Annotated in this window: 17 protein-coding genes; 10 read left to right on the top strand and 7 right to left on the bottom strand. The window is 57.9% G+C overall.

The window, feature by feature from the left end; genetic code table 11:
* Positions 1–16: 16 nt before the first annotated feature.
* Positions 17–439 carry a PA0061/PA0062 family lipoprotein gene (locus tag AACY02_RS13685; RefSeq protein WP_339432404.1) on the bottom strand — a complete coding sequence of 141 codons (423 nt, stop codon included), beginning with the start codon at positions 437–439 and terminating at the stop codon, positions 17–19.
* Positions 440–497: 58 nt separating this feature from the next.
* Between AACY02_RS13685 and AACY02_RS13680 the strand changes: the two genes are divergently transcribed.
* Positions 498–1,574 (top strand): aminopeptidase, encoded by a 1,077-nt coding sequence (locus AACY02_RS13680; protein ID WP_339432403.1) that lies wholly within the window; start codon positions 498–500, stop codon positions 1,572–1,574.
* Between the two features lie 86 nt (positions 1,575–1,660).
* Here AACY02_RS13680 and AACY02_RS13675 read toward each other — a convergent pair whose 3' ends face one another.
* On the bottom strand, positions 1,661–2,314 hold the full coding sequence (locus AACY02_RS13675) for an HAD family hydrolase (protein ID WP_339432402.1): 654 nt from the start codon (positions 2,312–2,314) through the stop codon (positions 1,661–1,663).
* 28 nt (positions 2,315–2,342) lie between these two features.
* On the bottom strand, positions 2,343–2,888 hold the full coding sequence (locus tag AACY02_RS13670; RefSeq protein ID WP_339432401.1) for a gamma carbonic anhydrase family protein: 546 nt from the start codon (positions 2,886–2,888) through the stop codon (positions 2,343–2,345).
* 89 nt (positions 2,889–2,977) lie between these two features.
* On the opposite strand from AACY02_RS13670, the gene prlC reads away from it, so the two are divergent.
* From prlC to AACY02_RS13655, 3 genes are all read left to right on the top strand, one after another.
* Positions 2,978–5,029, top strand: coding sequence for an oligopeptidase A (gene prlC / locus AACY02_RS13665; RefSeq protein WP_339432400.1), 2,052 nt, complete (start codon positions 2,978–2,980; stop codon positions 5,027–5,029).
* Positions 5,026–5,316: a YheV family putative zinc ribbon protein gene (locus tag AACY02_RS13660; RefSeq protein ID WP_339432399.1), complete on the top strand. Its 291-nt coding sequence runs from the start codon at positions 5,026–5,028 to the stop codon at positions 5,314–5,316. Before prlC ends, AACY02_RS13660 begins: the two co-directional genes overlap by 4 nt.
* A 110-nt stretch (positions 5,317–5,426) precedes the next feature.
* Positions 5,427–7,457 (top strand): M3 family metallopeptidase, encoded by a 2,031-nt coding sequence (locus AACY02_RS13655; RefSeq protein WP_339432398.1) that lies wholly within the window; start codon positions 5,427–5,429, stop codon positions 7,455–7,457.
* Positions 7,458–7,466: 9 nt separating this feature from the next.
* On the opposite strand, the gene AACY02_RS13650 is transcribed toward AACY02_RS13655, so the two are convergent.
* Positions 7,467–8,111 carry a phosphatase domain-containing protein gene (locus tag AACY02_RS13650; protein WP_339432397.1) on the bottom strand — a complete coding sequence of 215 codons (645 nt, stop codon included), beginning with the start codon at positions 8,109–8,111 and terminating at the stop codon, positions 7,467–7,469.
* Between the two features lie 292 nt (positions 8,112–8,403).
* On the opposite strand from AACY02_RS13650, the gene AACY02_RS13645 reads away from it, so the two are divergent.
* Genes AACY02_RS13645 through AACY02_RS13635 form a run of 3 tightly spaced genes read left to right on the top strand, consistent with a single transcriptional unit; the run spans position 8,404 to position 12,239 of the window.
* Complete coding sequence (locus AACY02_RS13645) at positions 8,404–9,141, top strand: gluconate 2-dehydrogenase subunit 3 family protein (protein ID WP_339432396.1); 738 nt, start codon at positions 8,404–8,406, stop codon at positions 9,139–9,141.
* 2 nt (positions 9,142–9,143) lie between these two features.
* Positions 9,144–10,928, top strand: coding sequence for a GMC family oxidoreductase (locus tag AACY02_RS13640; RefSeq protein WP_339432395.1), 1,785 nt, complete (start codon positions 9,144–9,146; stop codon positions 10,926–10,928).
* Between the two features lie 12 nt (positions 10,929–10,940).
* Positions 10,941–12,239, top strand: coding sequence for a c-type cytochrome (locus AACY02_RS13635; protein ID WP_339432394.1), 1,299 nt, complete (start codon positions 10,941–10,943; stop codon positions 12,237–12,239).
* Between the two features lie 56 nt (positions 12,240–12,295).
* On the opposite strand, the gene AACY02_RS13630 is transcribed toward AACY02_RS13635, so the two are convergent.
* On the bottom strand, positions 12,296–12,571 hold the full coding sequence (locus AACY02_RS13630) for a hypothetical protein (RefSeq protein ID WP_221732296.1): 276 nt from the start codon (positions 12,569–12,571) through the stop codon (positions 12,296–12,298).
* Between the two features lie 263 nt (positions 12,572–12,834).
* Here AACY02_RS13630 and AACY02_RS13625 point away from each other — a divergent pair, with 263 nt between their 5' ends.
* Positions 12,835–13,392, top strand: coding sequence for a hypothetical protein (locus tag AACY02_RS13625; RefSeq protein ID WP_339432392.1), 558 nt, complete (start codon positions 12,835–12,837; stop codon positions 13,390–13,392).
* Positions 13,393–13,497: 105 nt separating this feature from the next.
* Here the strand turns inward: AACY02_RS13625 and AACY02_RS13620 are convergent, their stop codons facing one another.
* A complete protein-coding gene (locus AACY02_RS13620; RefSeq protein WP_221732294.1) occupies positions 13,498–13,800 on the bottom strand; it encodes a hypothetical protein in 303 nt (100 codons plus the stop codon).
* A 218-nt stretch (positions 13,801–14,018) separates the two neighbouring features.
* Between AACY02_RS13620 and AACY02_RS13615 the strand changes: the two genes are divergently transcribed.
* On the top strand, positions 14,019–15,077 hold the full coding sequence (locus AACY02_RS13615; RefSeq protein WP_339432391.1) for a PA0069 family radical SAM protein: 1,059 nt from the start codon (positions 14,019–14,021) through the stop codon (positions 15,075–15,077).
* 64 nt (positions 15,078–15,141) lie between these two features.
* Here AACY02_RS13615 and AACY02_RS13610 read toward each other — a convergent pair whose 3' ends face one another.
* Positions 15,142–15,519 carry a hypothetical protein gene (locus AACY02_RS13610; protein ID WP_339432390.1) on the bottom strand — a complete coding sequence of 126 codons (378 nt, stop codon included), beginning with the start codon at positions 15,517–15,519 and terminating at the stop codon, positions 15,142–15,144.
* 444 nt (positions 15,520–15,963) lie between these two features.
* Between AACY02_RS13610 and AACY02_RS13605 the strand changes: the two genes are divergently transcribed.
* Positions 15,964–16,692 (top strand): carbonic anhydrase, encoded by a 729-nt coding sequence (locus AACY02_RS13605; protein WP_221732291.1) that lies wholly within the window; start codon positions 15,964–15,966, stop codon positions 16,690–16,692.
* Positions 16,693–16,747: the final 55 nt, after the last annotated feature.

Here is a 16,747-nt window from a genome sequence, read left to right as displayed (position 1 = left end):
TTGAGCATAGCGCCGATCAGGTCTTCTGACATCCAGCCGGAGTGCCCTGTCCCACGACCTTGCGCTGTTCGTCATAGAGCTTGGCCCAAGGTCGGAAACCGATACTGCCGGCCTGCAATTGATATCGCTGGCCGGCGTTGAAATCATTGAATTTCACGTTCAACTGGCAATCGCGCCAGAGCGGCTCGGCGTCAGGACCGATATTGGTGGCCTCCACCGGAAACTGATAACGCACCGTCAGCTCATGACTGCCGGGCTGCACCTCGAAATAGCGTTTGTCGATGGCAGCCTTGCGGTCGACTTGCAGTGCTTGCAGTGCCGTGTCCTGCTGCCGGGCATTCAGATCGATCCAGGCCTGCGAGGGGTCAGGATCAGGCACTCCAAATCCGGCACATCCGGCCAGCGTCAGCAGGCCTCCTGTCAGCATCAACATACGCATAGCGCAGCTCCAATGGGCGGGATAGTCTTGCGGGCAGACTTTCCAGGGGTTTCTTATTTTGATCAGGCCGCTTCCAAGCCATCGGTTACTTGATCGCGTTTTTCGGATTTTGTTTCCGGGTGTGATGCTTTTGTTGCTCAACGGTTGCGCCAGCGTCAGCTACTACGGCCAGTTGGCCAGCGGTCAATGGCAATTGCTGCGGGCCCGCGAGCCGGTGGCCGAGGTGATTGCCGACCCAAGCCGCGACGTAAAGTTACGCGCACACTTGGCGCAGTCACAAAAGGCCCGCACCTTCGCCAGCCAGCACTTGCACCTTCCGGATAACCAGAGCTATCGCCTGTACGCCGACATTGGAAGGCCGTTTGTGGTGTGGAATGTGTTCGCCACCCAAGAGTTTTCGCTGACCCCGCAAAACCACTGTTTCCCGATTGCCGGATGCGTGGCCTATCGCGGCTACTACAGCCAGAGCACGGCCCGGGGCGAAGCCGCGATCCAACGCCTGCAGGGCATGGACGTGTCGATCGGCGGCGTCGAGGCGTACTCCACGCTGGGCTGGTTCAACGACCCAATACTCAATTCGATGATGGGTTGGGGCGACGAGCGGTTGGCCACACTGATTTTTCATGAGTTGGCCCATCAGCGCTTCTATGTGAAGGACGACACCGAGTTCAACGAGTCCTTCGCCACGTTCGTCGAGCAGGAAGGCACCCGGCAATGGCGGGCGTTTCGTGGATTGCCAGCGGACAACGACTCAAAACTCAAACAACGTGACCAGTTCATTGCACTGGTGCTCGATACCCGTTCACGTCTGGAAAAGCTCTACGCCCAGTCATTGCCGGCCGAGCAGATGCGTGAGCGCAAAGCGGCGCAGTTCGAACAGTTTCGCCGGGATTACCGGGTGATGCGGGATAGTCAGTGGGCCGGGGACAAGCGCTATGACGCGTGGGTCAATGCGCCGCTGAACAATGCGCGGCTGTTGCCGTTTGGACTGTACGACCAGTGGGTGCCGGCGTTTTCTGCGCTGTTCAGGCAGGTGGGAGGTGATTGGGTGAGGTTTTATTCAGCGGTGGAGAGGCTGGGGAATTTGCCGGTGCTCGAGCGTAAGGCAGCGTTGAAAACGCTGGCAGATTCATGATGGCTGACTGAACGGGCCTGTTCGCGAGCAAGCCGGCTCCCACACTGGACTTGCACACGACATACAGGCCCTGTGGGAGCGCAATTTCATCGGTTCTGCAAAAACGCCTGATGCAACTCCTCCAGCGTTTCAAAGTGATAAGCCGGCGCTTCAGCGTTCAACTCTTCAAAACTGCCAAACCCATAGCCCACCGCCGCCGCATCCAGGCCATTGCTGCGTGCACCGATCAGGTCATGTTTACGATCGCCGATCATCAGCGTATCCGCCGGATTCAGCCCTTGCTCGGCAATCAGGTGGGCAATCAACTCGACCTTGTTGGTCCGCGTGCCATCCAGCTCGCTGCCGTAGATCACCTTGAAGTGTCGTGCAAAGTCGAAGTGCCGGGCGATCTCGCGGGCGTACACCCATGGCTTGGACGTCGCGATATACAGCTGCCGCCCTTGGCCACTCAGGGTTTCCAGCAACGGCGTGACACCGTCGAACACGCGGTTCTCGTACAGTCCCGTCACCTTGAAACGCTCGCGGTAGAAATTCACCGCCTCCCAGGCCTTGGCCTCGTCGAAATCGTAGAACTGCATGAACGCCTGCAACAGCGGCGGGCCGATGAAATGCTCAAGCTTTGTCAGGTCCGGCTCGTCGATGCCGAGTTTGCTCAAGGCGAACTGAATGGAACGAGTGATGCCCTCACGCGGGTCGGTCAGGGTGCCATCGAGGTCGAACAGTACGGTCTGGTAATGCATGAGAAATCCTGAGCAGGTGTAAGTCGATTCAGAGCTGGTCGTAGCCTTCAGCCAGGTGCAGATCCTTGAGCTTCACGTAATTCGCCGCGCTGTAGGTGAAGAAGGCGTTTTCCTTATCGGTCAGCGCACGGACCTGTTTCACCGGACTGCCCACATACAGAAAGCCGCTTTCCAGACGTTTGCCCGGCGGCACCAGGCTGCCAGCGCCGATGATCACATCGTCCTCGACCACCGCGCCGTCCATGACAATGCTGCCCATGCCGATCAACACGCGGCTGCCAACCGTGCAGCCGTGGAGCATGACTTTGTGGGCAATGGTCACGTCGTCGCCAATCAGCAGCGCGAAGCCGTCCGGGTTGAACGGGCCGGCGTGGGTAATGTGCAACACGCAACCGTCCTGCACGCTGGTGCGCGCACCGATGCGGATGCGGTGCATGTCGCCACGAATAACCGTCAGCGGCCAGACGGAGCTGTCTTCGCCGATTTCGACGTCGCCGATCACCACCGCCGAGCCGTCGACAAATGCGCCTTTGCTCAACTGCGGGGTGTGATTCTGGTATTTGCGAAGGGACACGATTAGTTCTCTCTCTGTCGCCGATAGCTGCGGTGAGTGTCGATTGTAATTAAGATGGGCGCATGTTTCTTCCAGCCAAGGTGCCAACCGTGAGCGTGAACAACCCTCTTCTGCAGTCCTACGACCTGCCGCCGTTCTCCACGATCCGTGCCGAACACGTCCTGCCGGCCATTGAAACCATCCTGGCCGACAACCGCGCCGCCATCGCCGACATCCTCAAGACCCAAGGCCAGAACCCGACATGGGCCGGCCTGGTACTGGCGATGGACGAACTCAATGACCGCCTCGGTGCGGCATGGAGCCCGGTCAGCCACCTCAACGCCGTGTGCAACAGTGCCGAACTGCGTGATGCCTACGAGTCGTGCCTGCCAGCCCTGAGCGCCTACTCCACCGAGATGGGCCAGAACCGCGAATTGTTCCAGGCCTATGAAGCCCTGGCCAACAGCCCGCAAGCTGCCGGTTTCGACGTGGCGCAAAAAACCATTCTGGAACACGCCCTGCGCGATTTCCGTCTGTCGGGTATCGACCTTCCGGAAGCCGAACAGAAGCGCTACGCCGAAGTGCAGAGCAAACTGTCCGAGCTGGGCAGCCGCTTCTCCAACCAACTGCTCGACGCCACTCAGGCCTGGACCAAGCACGTCACCGACGAAGCCGCCCTCGCCGGCCTGACCGATTCGGCCAAGGCGCAAATGGCTGCCGCCGCACAGGCTAAAGGTCTGGACGGCTGGCTGATCACCCTGGAATTCCCGAGCTACTACGCGGTGATGACCTATGCCCAGGACCGCGCGCTGCGCGAAGAAGTCTACGCCGCCTACTGCACCCGCGCCTCGGATCAAGGCCCCAATGCTGGCCAGAACGACAACGGCCCGGTGATGGAAGAGATTCTGGATCTGCGGCAGGAACTGGCCCAACTGTTGGGCTTCGCCAGTTTCTCCGAGTTGAGTCTGGCGACGAAAATGGCCGAGTCCAGCGATCAGGTGCTGAGCTTCCTGCGCGACCTGGCCAAGCGCAGCAAACCGTTTGCCGCGCAGGATCTGCAACAATTGCGCGCCTACGCCGCCGAACAGGGCTGCGCCGATCTGCAAAGCTGGGACAGCGGTTTCTACGGCGAAAAACTCCGTGAACAACGCTACAGCGTCGCCCAGGAAACCCTGCGCGCGTACTTCCCGATCGACAAGGTGCTGGGCGGCCTGTTCGCCATCGTTCAACGCCTGTACGGCATCGAGATTGCCGAGCTCAAAGGCTTCGACACCTGGCACCCGGACGTGCGCCTGTTCGAAATCAAGGAAAACGGCCAGCACGTCGGCCGCTTCTTCTTCGACCTGTATGCCCGTGCCAACAAGCGCGGCGGTGCCTGGATGGACGGCGCTCGTGATCGTCGTCGCACTGTCGACGGCGTGCTGCAAAGCCCAGTGGCCAATCTGGTGTGCAACTTCACCCCGGCCGACAGCGGCAAACCTGCGCTGTTGACCCACGATGAAGTGACCACCCTGTTCCACGAATTCGGTCATGGCCTGCATCACCTGCTGACCCGCGTCGAACATGCCGGCGTGTCCGGGATCAACGGCGTGGCGTGGGACGCCGTCGAGCTGCCAAGCCAGTTCATGGAAAACTGGTGCTGGGAGCCGGAAGGCCTGGCGCTGATTTCCGGTCACTACGAAACCGGCGAGCCGCTGCCCCAGGATCTGCTGGAAAAAATGCTCGCGGCGAAGAACTTCCAGTCTGGCCTGATGATGGTGCGTCAGTTGGAGTTCTCGCTTTTCGACTTCGAACTGCACGCCACCCACGGTGACGGGCGCAGCGCCGCGCAGGTGCTCGAAGGCGTACGCGACGAGGTGTCGGTGATGCGTCCACCGGCCTACAACCGCTTCCCCAACAGCTTTGCGCACATCTTTGCCGGCGGTTACGCGGCGGGTTACTACAGCTACAAGTGGGCCGAAGTGCTGTCGGCGGATGCTTTCTCCAAATTCGAAGAAGACGGCGTGCTCAACGCTGAAACCGGCCGCGCTTTCCGCGAAGCGATTCTGGCGCGTGGCGGTTCGCAGGCGCCGATGGTGCTGTTCGTCGACTTCCGTGGTCGCGAGCCGTCGATTGACGCACTCTTGCGCCACAGCGGCCTGAGTGAGGACGCGGCAGCATGAGTGAGGGGCCTGTGATTACCAAGAAGCGCTTTATCGCCGGGGCGGTTTGCCCGGCGTGCAGCGAGCCGGACAAGTTGATGATGTGGAACGAGGACAGCGTGCCACACCGCGAATGCGTGGCCTGCGGTTACGCCGACACGCTCAACGAGCAAGGGCTGTCGGTGCCCAAAGAACTGGGCACGCGGGTCAATACCAGCGCGCTCAAACCGCCAGCAGACAAGAACGTCCAGGCGGTGCAGTTCTTCCCGAATCCAAAATTGAAGAAAAAACCCGACGAACAACACTGAGTCAGTGCCACCTTCCACCGATTGCGGTGGAAGGTGGTAACTATGTACCACCCTTCTGCCGCGCTTCCTGCTTAGGCTGGCACTTTCAGCCATCGCTCAAGGAAGACGCCATGCTCCACACCAACCCTCTTTTACAACACTGGACCCTGCCTCCGTGGTCGGCGATACGCGCCGAACATCTGCTGCCAGCCATCAACGCGATCGTGACCGATAACCGCCAGGTCATTGCCAGGGTGATCACCAGCCAGGCTGAGCATCCGGGCTGGGACGATCTGGTCGTGGCCATCGACGAAACCGATGCACGTCTGGTTGAGGCCATGGCCGTTATCGACACGCTTTCGACGGTCAAATCCAACGATATGGACTGGCTCAGGGAAAGCGCGTTGTGCAGCGTCGTTGCCGCTCAGTACAGAGCCGACAAGACCGCTGACCTGGCGCTGTACCGCAGTTATCAACGGCTGGCGAAGAGTTCGGTCGCCACCGGTTTCGACGATCAACGCAAAGCGTCGCTGGCGAAAATTCTGCGCAAATTCCGGTTGTCCGGCATCGAACTGCCGCTCGCACAACAGCGCAAACTTGCCCGCTTGAATGGCGAGATCCGGCTAACGGAGCAACGTTTTCGAAGTCATCTGGAGCTGGCCAACGCCGCGTGGAGCCAACGCATAGACGATGTCACTCAGCTCGAAGGCTTGTCTGCGGCAGTGAAGGCGCGCCTGGCGCTCAACGCCAAAGAGGCAGGACACGAGGGCTGGCGGCTGACGCTGGAGCAAAACACCTACCGGCAAATCATGACCCATGCGCAAAACCGGGCGCTGCGTGAGGCCTATTTCACAGCCTGGATCAACCGGGCGTCGGATCTAGGCCCACAGGCGAAAAAACTCGATAACGATCCGGTACTCAAGGTGCTGATCGCATTGCGTCACGAGAAAGCCCAATTGTTGGGCTTCGAGAATTTCGTCCAGATGCGTCTCGAAAACCGCATGGCCACCTCTGCTGCACAGGTTGAAGCTTTTTTGCGCCAGCAACTGGCGTTGAATACGCCGGCCCTGCTGCGCGATGCCCAAGCCCTGAAAGCGTTTGCGCACACCCAAGGGATTGTGGATATCCAGGCGTGGGATGAAGACTTCCTCGCCGAGCAGTTACGCCTCCAGCAGTTGAACGGTGCGTTGAAAGGCTTGCGTGAGTACTTCCCGCTGGAGGGCACGTTGCGCCGACTTTGTCTGTTCAGCGAGCGCATGTTCGGGATCAGCATCGTCGAACAGACGACCGCCAGCCACTGGCATCAAAGCGTACGGCTACTGGAGGTCAGTGAACATGGGCAGGTGATCGGGCATATCTATGTTGACCCCTATCACCGCGAAGACGCGGCCGACTTCGCCTTCACCTCCGTCTTGCGCACCCGTCGAATCAATGCCGAGGGACGGCCGTCACTGCCGATTGCTTGCCTCTACTGCAATTTCAGCCCTGCCACCGACGAGCACCCGTGCCTGCTCTCCCATGAAAACCTGCGGGTGCTGTTCCACGAATTCGGCCATTGCCTGCAGCATGTGCTGACGCGCTCGCCCCATCGCAACTTGTCGGGGATTTCCCAACTGGCGCGTGATACCGCCGAATTTGCCGGGCAGTTGTTTGAACACTGGTGCCTGTCACCCGAGTTTCTGGTGTGGCTGGCGGCGCATTACCAGAGCGGCGAACGCCTGACAGAAGCGCGGGTCAACACCGCGCTGGCCGCCATTGGCGCCCACACCAGTCGGACCACCGCGATGTTACTGATGACGGCGCTGTTTGATCTGGAGTTGCACCACACTCATGGCGATGGCCGAAGCATCGAACAAGTGTTCGAGGATGTGCAACGCGAAATGCCTCATCTAGGAATGTCGGGTTATCACCGCTTCGCCTATGGCTTTGACTATTTAGTGACCGGTTACGAGGCGTCAGTCTATGCCTACAAATGGTCTGGCGTGCTGGCAACCGAAGTGTTCAAGCGGTTTCAGCGAGACTGGGTGTTCGACGCACAAACGGGTCGGGATTTTCGCGAGGCGTTCTTTTCCCCCGGCGACTCGCGCTCGTTGCTGAGCGCGGCGCAGGCGTTTCTCGGCGAGCCGGTCAACACGCAATTTTTTGCGGCCGCACCTCAATGAATTCTCTGGTCACTTGAGATTGACGGTCTGAAACCAGCTCTTCATCGAGCAGGTGGCGAACGCGCTGGTGCTGCAATCACCATTGGCCAGCGCAGTGCGCAGCTTGTCGACATCGGCCTGCATCATGTAGCGAATGCCATCCTTGAAATGGCCGCTTTCGCCGAAACCACCTTGGGTCATCTCGTTCAAGGCATCCTCTTTGCTCCAGCCTTGCACCACCACGCGGTACATCGCTGCCATCAGGCCGGTGCGGTCAGAACCGTGTTTGCAATGCATCAACACCGGGCCCTTGGCTTCGGCGCTCTGGATAGCGCGCAAAGTCTTGAGCACATCGCTGTCATCAACGTGATTGGTGCGATAGGACAACTGCACTTGATTGATGCCTGGCTCGGACAGCCAGCGACTGTCGGCCTCCGGTAAGAAGTTGATCACCGTTGCCACTTTGAGATTTTTCAACAGCGGCACCGCGCCGCTATCGGGCAATGCACTGCGATAGAGGGTCGGCGACATCTGGAACAGGTTGTATTGCACCTCGACCGGCTGCGCCCACTCCTCGGGACGGGAAGGCACGGTATCAGCCGCCTGGGCCGGGATCAGGTGCAGCATGGCGACAAGCGACAAACACAAAGCGGGGAAAAAACGCACTCGAGACATGCTGGGTAGACCGTGTCGGGTTTTTGAAGAATTGAAGCTTCAAGGTTTGCCGGTCAAAGCCCCGTGAGCCGTCTGTCAAAGAAATGTGAATCGGCATCAATCCGCTGAAAAGCGGGTCAGCCATTTCGGCTTTTTTCGACTGAAACGATTCATCTCAATGCTTAGGCTGCTACCATTTGTCACATCATGTTGCAGCTCTCCGGATCATCCCGGCCACGTCGCGACGAAAAATCCTCAAGCCGTTCGCAGAAACGGCTGACCACCCTTAATGCCTGATGAGGTGCCCCCCCCCATGTCTGATGAAGATCGAGACAACCCGCGGCGTGAGTTTTTGCGCAAATCCCTGACCCTGATTCCCGTTGTCACCCTGGCCGGTACCGGTCTGGGCAGCAGCGTGCTGCAAGCCGCGCCTGAACCTGCGCCCGCAACGCAACCGGTTCGCGCTGACGCCGACGATTATCAGCCAAGCTATTTCACCGCCCAAGAATGGGCCTTCATCCATGCCGCCGTGGCGCAACTGATCCCCAACGACGATCAAGGCCCGGGAGCGCTGGAAGCTGGCGTGCCGCAATACATCGATCGTCAGATGAACACCCCGTATGCCGCTGGCGCCCTTTGGTACATGCAAGGCCCCTTCAACGCCGACGCGGCGCCGGAGATGGGCTGGCAGAGCAAACTCGTGCCAAAAGAGATCTATCGCCTCGGCATCGCCGCCACGGATCAGTGGGCAAAATCCATCAACGGTAAAGTATTTGCTGACCAAGACAGCGCTACCCGAGACGATTTACTCAAACAACTCGAAGCCGGAAAACCGCAATTCGATACCGTCCCCGCGAAGATTTTCTTCAACCTGTTGCTGCAAAACACCAAGGAAGGATTCTTCTGCGACCCGATCCACGGCGGCAATAGAGGCATGGTCGGCTGGACCATGATCGGCTTCCCCGGCGCCCGCGCCGATTTCATGGATTGGGTGGAACGCAACGAGCAATACCCCTTCCCGGCAGTTTCGATTCGCGGCGAGAGGGCGTGAGCATGGCAACGGTAATGAAGAAGGTCGACGCCGTGATCGTCGGTTTCGGCTGGACGGGCGCGATCATGGCCAAAGAGCTGACCGAGGCCGGGCTCAACGTGCTGGCGCTGGAGCGCGGGCCGATGCAGGACACCTACCCCGACGGCAACTATCCACAGGTGATTGACGAACTGACCTACAGCGTGCGGAAAAAACTCTTCCAGGACATTTCCAAAGAGACCGTGACCATTCGTCATAGCGTCAACGACATTGCCTTGCCCAACCGCCAATTGGGCGCGTTCCTCCCGGGCAATGGCGTCGGCGGCGCCGGGCTGCACTGGTCGGGTGTGCACTTTCGTGTCGACCCGATCGAGTTGCGCATGCGCAGCCATTACGAAGAGCGTTACGGCAAAAGCTTCATCCCCAAAGACATGACCATCCAGGACTTCGGCGTCAGCTATGAAGAGCTGGAGCCGTTCTTCGATTTCGCCGAAAAGGTTTTCGGCACGTCGGGCCAGGCCTGGACCGTGAAAGGTCAATTGGTCGGTCAGGGCAAAGGGGGCAACCCTTACGCACCGGATCGCTCCAACCCGTTCCCGCTGCAGGCACAGAAAAACACCGTGTCCGCACAGCTGTTCGGCAAAGCGGCCACGGAGGTCGGTTACAAACCCTACAACCTGCCTTCGGCCAACACCTCGGGCCCGTACACCAATCCCTACGGCGCGCAGATGGGCCCGTGCAATTTCTGCGGGTTCTGCAGCGGTTACGTTTGCTACATGTATTCCAAGGCCTCGCCGAACGTGAACATTCTGCCGGCGCTCAAGCCGCTGCCGAATTTCGAATTGCGACCCAATGCCCATGTGCTGCGGATCAACCTCGACAGCAGCAAAACCAAAGCCACCGGCGTCACTTACGTCGACAGCCAGGGCCGCGAGATCGAGCAACCGGCGGACCTGGTGATCCTCGGCGCTTTCCAGTTGCACAACGTGCGTCTGATGCTGCTTTCCGGGATTGGCAAACCTTACGACCCCATCAGCGGCGAAGGTGTGGTGGGGCGTAACTTCGCCTACCAGAACATGGCGACCATCAAGGCGTTCTTCGACAAGGACACCCACACCAACAACTTCATCGGCGCCGGCGGTAACGGCGTGGCGCTGGATGACTTCAACGCCGACAACTTCGACCACGGCCCGCACGGCTTCGTCGGCGGTTCGCCAATGTGGGTCAACCAGGCGGGCAGCCGACCGATTGCCGGCACCTCCAACCCACCGGGCACTCCGGCCTGGGGCAGTGCCTGGAAACGCGCGACCGCCGATTACTACACCCACCAGGTGTCGATGGACGCTCACGGCGCGCATCAATCCTACAGAGGCAACTACCTCGATCTCGACCCGGTGTACCGCGATGCCTACGGCTTGCCCCTGCTGCGGATGACGTTCGACTGGCAGGAAAACGACATCAAAATGAACCGCTTCATGGTCGAGAAAATGGGCAAAGTCGCCGAGGCGATGGGCCCGAAAGCCATTGCGGTGATTGGCAAGAACGTTGGCGATCACTTCAACACCGCGGCCTACCAGACCACGCACCTCAACGGTGGCGCGATCATGGGCACCGATCCGAAGACCAGCGCGCTGAACCGCTACTTGCAGAGCTGGGACGTGCATAACGTCTTCGTGCCGGGCGCTTCAGCGTTCCCGCAGGGCCTGGGTTACAACCCGACCGGGCTGGTGGCTGCGTTGACCTACTGGTCGGCAAAAGCGATCCGCGAGCAATACCTGAAAAACCCCGGTCCGCTGGTTCAGGCGTAAGGAGCGATGACCATGAAAAATCTTGTTATCGCGACCTTGGCCCTGCTCGGCAGCGCCTCTTTGCAGGCGGCCGAAGTGGATCAATCCTTGATCAAAAAGGGCGAATACCTCGCCCGTGCCGGCGACTGTGTGGCTTGCCACACTGCAAAAAACGGTAAGCCGTTCGCTGGTGGCCTGCCGATGGAAACCCCGATCGGCACGATCTATTCGACCAACATCACTCCGGATAAAACCGGCATCGGTGATTACAGCTTCGAGGACTTTGATCAGGCCGTACGTCATGGTGTCGCTAAAAACGGTAGTACGTTGTACCCGGCGATGCCGTATCCGTCCTACGCCCGTGTCAGCCAAACCGACATGAAAGCGCTATACGCGTATTTCATGCAGGGCGTAGAACCGGTGGCGCAACAGAACAAGGCCAGCGACATTCCATGGCCGTTGAGCATGCGCTGGCCGCTGATGGGCTGGCGCTGGATGTTTGCGCCGAAGGTCGAGGGCTATAAAGCGACATCGGATGATCCGGTGATCAGCCGTGGGGCGTACCTGGTGGAAGGCCTGGGCCATTGCGGCGCCTGCCACACGCCGCGTGCCCTGACCCTGCAGGAAAAATCCCTGAGCGCGGCCGATGGCAGCACGTTCCTGGCCGGCAGCGCGCCACTGGAAGGCTGGATCGCCAAGAGCCTGCGCGGCGATCACAAGGACGGCCTCGGCAGTTGGAGCGAAGAGCAACTGGTGCAGTTCCTCAAGACCGGCCGCAGTGACCGCAGCGCAGTGTTCGGCGGCATGAGCGATGTGGTCACCCACAGCATGCAATACATGACCGACGCCGACCTGACTGCAATTGCTCGCTACCTGAAGTCGTTGCCAGCGACTGATCCGAACGATCAACCGCACTCGTACGATGAAAAAGCCGCCAAGGCCCTATGGAACGGTGACGACAGCCAGCGCGGCGCGTCGGTTTACATCGACAACTGCGCGGCATGCCACCGCACCGACGGCCACGGCTATACGCGGGTATTCCCGGCGCTGGCAGGTAATCCAGTGCTGCAATCGGAAGATCCAACCTCATTGATCCACATCGTGCTCAAGGGCGGGACATTGCCGGCAACGCACACCGCGCCTTCGACCTTCACCATGCCCGGCTTCGCCTGGCGGTTGTCGGATCAGGAAGTGGCGGATGTGGTGAGCTTCATTCGCGGCAGTTGGGGCAACAAGGGCGCGCCGGTGAACGCTGCCGATGTCGCGAGCCTGCGCAAGAACGATACGCAGACCACTTCCGGGGATGACCTGGGGCAAGTTACTGCGCAGTAACGAGGCTTGAATACCGCTGACATGGCATGGGTGTTTTTGCTGTGTCAGCGGGCAATTCAACGCGTGGACTGAAAGCCCTTGAATTGCGCAAAGGCATCGGCTAACTGCAGGTAAAGTTTTTTGTCGTATTTATCGACGTCACCATCGCCATCGGCGTCAACGGCGTCTTCGGAAATCAGGTCATAACGACCATTGCCTTCCGATGAAGAGGCGAAGAGCGAGTAGTCGTAGTCCATCATTTCGGTCGCGTCTTCATCATAGTGATAAAACGCGACCTCAGGATTTCCGTCTCGGTCCATATCCGCAATTTCCAGCAATATCCTGATAGCCATTGATCAAGTCCTTTCAGTTGATTTCGCCCGTACAACCGACAATCGTGCCTAGGCTTCTGGACATTAAAGTTGGGGAGAAATCGGGTCTACTGTCAGACTTGACAGGATGTATACCCATACAGTCGTCTGGCCTGAACAATAACCACTGTAAATACTGACACCTGTCAACTCTGACAGTAGACACTCTTCTTTACGTTACTTAGGGTGCAAAGGGAAGCAGACGCAATTGTCCTTAATATCGCCCTGGTATGGAGCACAAAGACATGAGCTATTCATTGCTATATGAGTTCAAAGACACGGATGGGGACGGAAAGGCAGAAGCGGTAATTTCCCGGTACAACAATGGAGATGCAGTTAATTCAATGCCCGACGTTGTGGTCACGGCGTACGCCAATACCGCCAACGGAAAATTTGACACGGTCACCGGAGTCGACGACGTCGAGGGCGACGGTGACGGTGACGGTGACATTGATGAGGATGACGAATCCTATTATGCCCTGGCAAGCGACCTCGCCTCTGCTTTGGTCGGTTTGAGTACCGTCGGTGCGGGTCGTCTTTACCGATGCATACTTATCTCATTTGGAGACAACGCCTCAGGGAGCAAACTTGGCGACGTCAACATTGGTTTGTTTAATGTCGCGAACTCCGATTTGACTCGCCCGGATTCAGTCGTGACCGTCACAGGTTATGACAAGGGTATGTATAAGAAAGTGTCAGGATCGACGGACGCAGACGGTGATGGCGATATTGATCTGGACGATGAGTTTATTTTCAGAAAAATCGCGGTCTCCTTTGCGTCAATGAGAGATTTTAAAATTTGAAATAAGCGCTGACATGGTTGCTACGGTGTCGACGAAACACTGTCCGACAAAAAACCCTGCATGCGTGAATCATGCAGGGTTTTCTTGCATTTATCGCCGTGCGCCTTACGGATTAACGATACTTGCATAAGCCTTGGCCAGCGCCATCAACTTGGCTTTGTCATCGCCATCAATGTCACCGTCGCCGTCGACATCTTTCTTGTCCGTGCGGATGGTGAAGGACTTGCCGCGATCAGCGGATACCGCCACCACGTAGATGGAATCGACCAACGCCTCGGTCGATAGTTGCTCCTCGGCATTCCAGCCCAGTTCCTTGCGGGCAAGTTGCATGGAAACAATGGTATTGGGTTCCGATGGACCCGGCAGCATCATTTGTAGAAAAACACCACGTTGATTGAGGTACGACATACATAAAGTCCTTTTAGTTTAAAAATCAGGCATCAGTACCTGAAAGTTGAACAAGACTATATTTGATAATTTTCATATACAACGGAACATATGTATCGCCGGCTTTCCATAGTTATGGCTATTTAAGAAACCTATCAGCAAGCTGCATGGCTGAACGGTACTGGATCACGATGGGCATTACCGGATACTGTATGCATATACAGACCCGAGATTCTTCAATGATCAGCCATCTCCCTCCCCGCGGTCGCGGCACCGCCACCAACCCGCACAACCGTTTCGCGCCGAACCGTTCGGTGGTCGAGGACGACGGCTGGTATCAGGAAGTGCCCGAGACGCAGGGCACCGAGGTGATGATCGAAACCGCGAAGACCATCATCACTCGTAACACGTCGCCGGATTTGCCCTTTGATCGTTCGATCAATCCCTATCGTGGCTGCGAGCACGGCTGCATCTATTGCTACGCGCGACCCAGCCACGCCTATTGGGATATGTCGCCGGGTCTGGATTTTGAAACGAAGCTGATCGCCAAGACCAATGCCGCACAGGTACTGGAAGAACAACTCGGGAAAAAAGGCTATCAATGCGCGCCGATCAATCTCGGTTCCAACACCGATCCGTATCAGCCAATCGAACGCGAATACAAGATCACTCGTCAGATCCTCGAAGTGCTTTTGCGCTATCGACACCCGGTGACCATCGTCACCAAAGGCTCGCTGATCCTGCGTGATCTCGATCTACTGACCGAACTGGCGCAGCAACGGCTGGTGGCGGTGATGATCAGCCTCACGACGCTGGACGATGAGCTCAAGCGCATCCTCGAACCCCGCGCCGCAGCGCCCAAGGCACGGCTGAGGGCAATCCGGGTGATGCGCGAAGCAGGAATTCCGGTGGGCGTGCTGTGTTCGCCAATGATTGCGATGATCAACGACAGCGAGATCGAGAGCCTGCTCACCGAGGCTCACGCCGCCGGCGCGCAAAGTGCTGCGTACATGATGCTGCGCCTGCCGCTGGAAGTGGCGCCGCTGTTCGAAGAATGGCTGAACGCGCATTACCCGCAAAGGGCGGCGCATGTGCTGAGCCTGATTCGCCAGAGCCGTGGCGGCGAGCTCTACGACAGCCGTTTCGGCGCACGGATGCGGGGCGAAGGGCCGTTTGCCGATCTGCTCGCGCAACGTTTCGCCAAAGCCATCAAGCGTCTTGGACTCAATCACCGCGAGGGCTACAACCTCGATTGCACAGCCTTCTGTCCGCCAGGACGGCAGATGTCATTGATTTAGCAAACGGGCCAATGCATGGATATAACGAGGCCTGTATGAGAACTCATACAGGCCTTGTCTTTATTTACGCAATGACGATGCCACTGTAAGCCTTCGCCAACGCGATCAACTTCGCCCGGTCATGACGGTCAATATCACCGTCACCGTCCATATCGCCGTATGGCCCGACCTCAAAATTTTTGCCGTTATCGCGCGATATTGCAGCAATCTGTTTAATGTCAACCAACTTTTCGGTTATAAGTTTTGTTTCTGGATCCTGTTGTTTTTGTTTAGTTGCAAAGTTCATGATCACCATGATCTCTTTGCGAGGCAGCGAAATTTCCATCTTTTCTAGAAAAATACCTTTGATACTATTTGGACGCAAAACAGATGTCATAAAAAATCCCTTTTTTAATTTATTTGCCTTATTGAACGTCTCGGCACTTCGGATCATACGGGCCATCATCTTCAACGCCATTCAACATCTGTTTCATCAGGTTTCGTATGGTTAACCCAGGGACTGGCTCGGGCCACTGCTCTGCCCTCAATTGCTGAGCGCCAGCGACGCCGCCACGACTTGTCACGGCAAGGGAGGACTCACCCACCTCAAGGCCCGATAAAAATTGCACAGCCCTCTGTCCGCCGGGTCGCCAGATTTCCTAGATTTAGCGACAATTGACCTATGGTTGAGCGGTTGGAACCCTTCCGTCGAACTGCCTCAGTCACGTTTTTTGTGACCTGGAACACACGTTCTAGAGCGTTTGATTCAGTTTGAATTAAGTTTCGACGGCTACCTTGTTCATCGAGTGACTGACGGGTCGGGATAACCCGGATGTTTTAAACAGCCACTGGCTTCACACCGGAATACACGGGAATGACTCCCAGAATCCGCCAAAGAGGATGAATCATGAGTGACAAGGATAAACAGCCGTTGGCTGCGTCGGCGCAAGCCCCTGAGGCGCAATCCGCCGATGCAGCGCTGCGACAGATCGTTGACGGCTTTTTGCATTTTCATCATGAGGTCTTCCCGCAGCAGGAAGAACTCTTCAAGAAACTCGCCACGGCCCAATCGCCACGGGCGATGTTCATTACCTGCGCCGATTCGCGCATCGTCCCCGAGCTGATCACTCAGAGTTCACCCGGCGATCTGTTCGTGACGCGTAACGTCGGCAACGTTGTTCCACCTTATGGCCAGATGAACGGCGGCGTTTCCACCGCCATCGAATACGCGGTGCTGGCGCTGGGCGTGCAGCACATCATCATCTGCGGGCACTCCGATTGTGGCGCCATGCGTGCGGTGCTCAACCCGGACAGCCTGGAAAAAATGCCGACGGTCAAAGCCTGGCTGCGCCACGCTGAAGTCGCGAAAACCATGGTGCACGACAACTGTCACTGCGCCGACGAAAAAGAAAGCATGCCGATCCTCACCGAGGAAAACGTCATCGCCCAATTGCAACACTTGCGTACCCATCCTTCGGTAGCCTCACGCATGGCGAACGGTCATCTGTTCATCCATGGCTGGGTCTACAACATCGAAACCAGCGAAATCAAAGCTTACGACGCGGATCAGAGTCGATTCCTGCCGCTCGACGGCAGCCATCCGATTCCGGTGGCGACGCCCAAAGCGCGCTTCTAAATCTTCCTAAAAATCTGTGTGGTTTGACGCCGGCCGCTGTTTCAGCGGTTCGGCG

This window comes from Pseudomonas sp. EA_65y_Pfl2_P78, from assembly GCF_963970495.1.
GTDB lineage: Bacteria > Pseudomonadota > Gammaproteobacteria > Pseudomonadales > Pseudomonadaceae > Aquipseudomonas > Aquipseudomonas baetica_A.
The sequence above is the reverse complement of the archived record's forward strand: the minus strand, read 5'-3'. Positions and strand labels throughout refer to the sequence as shown.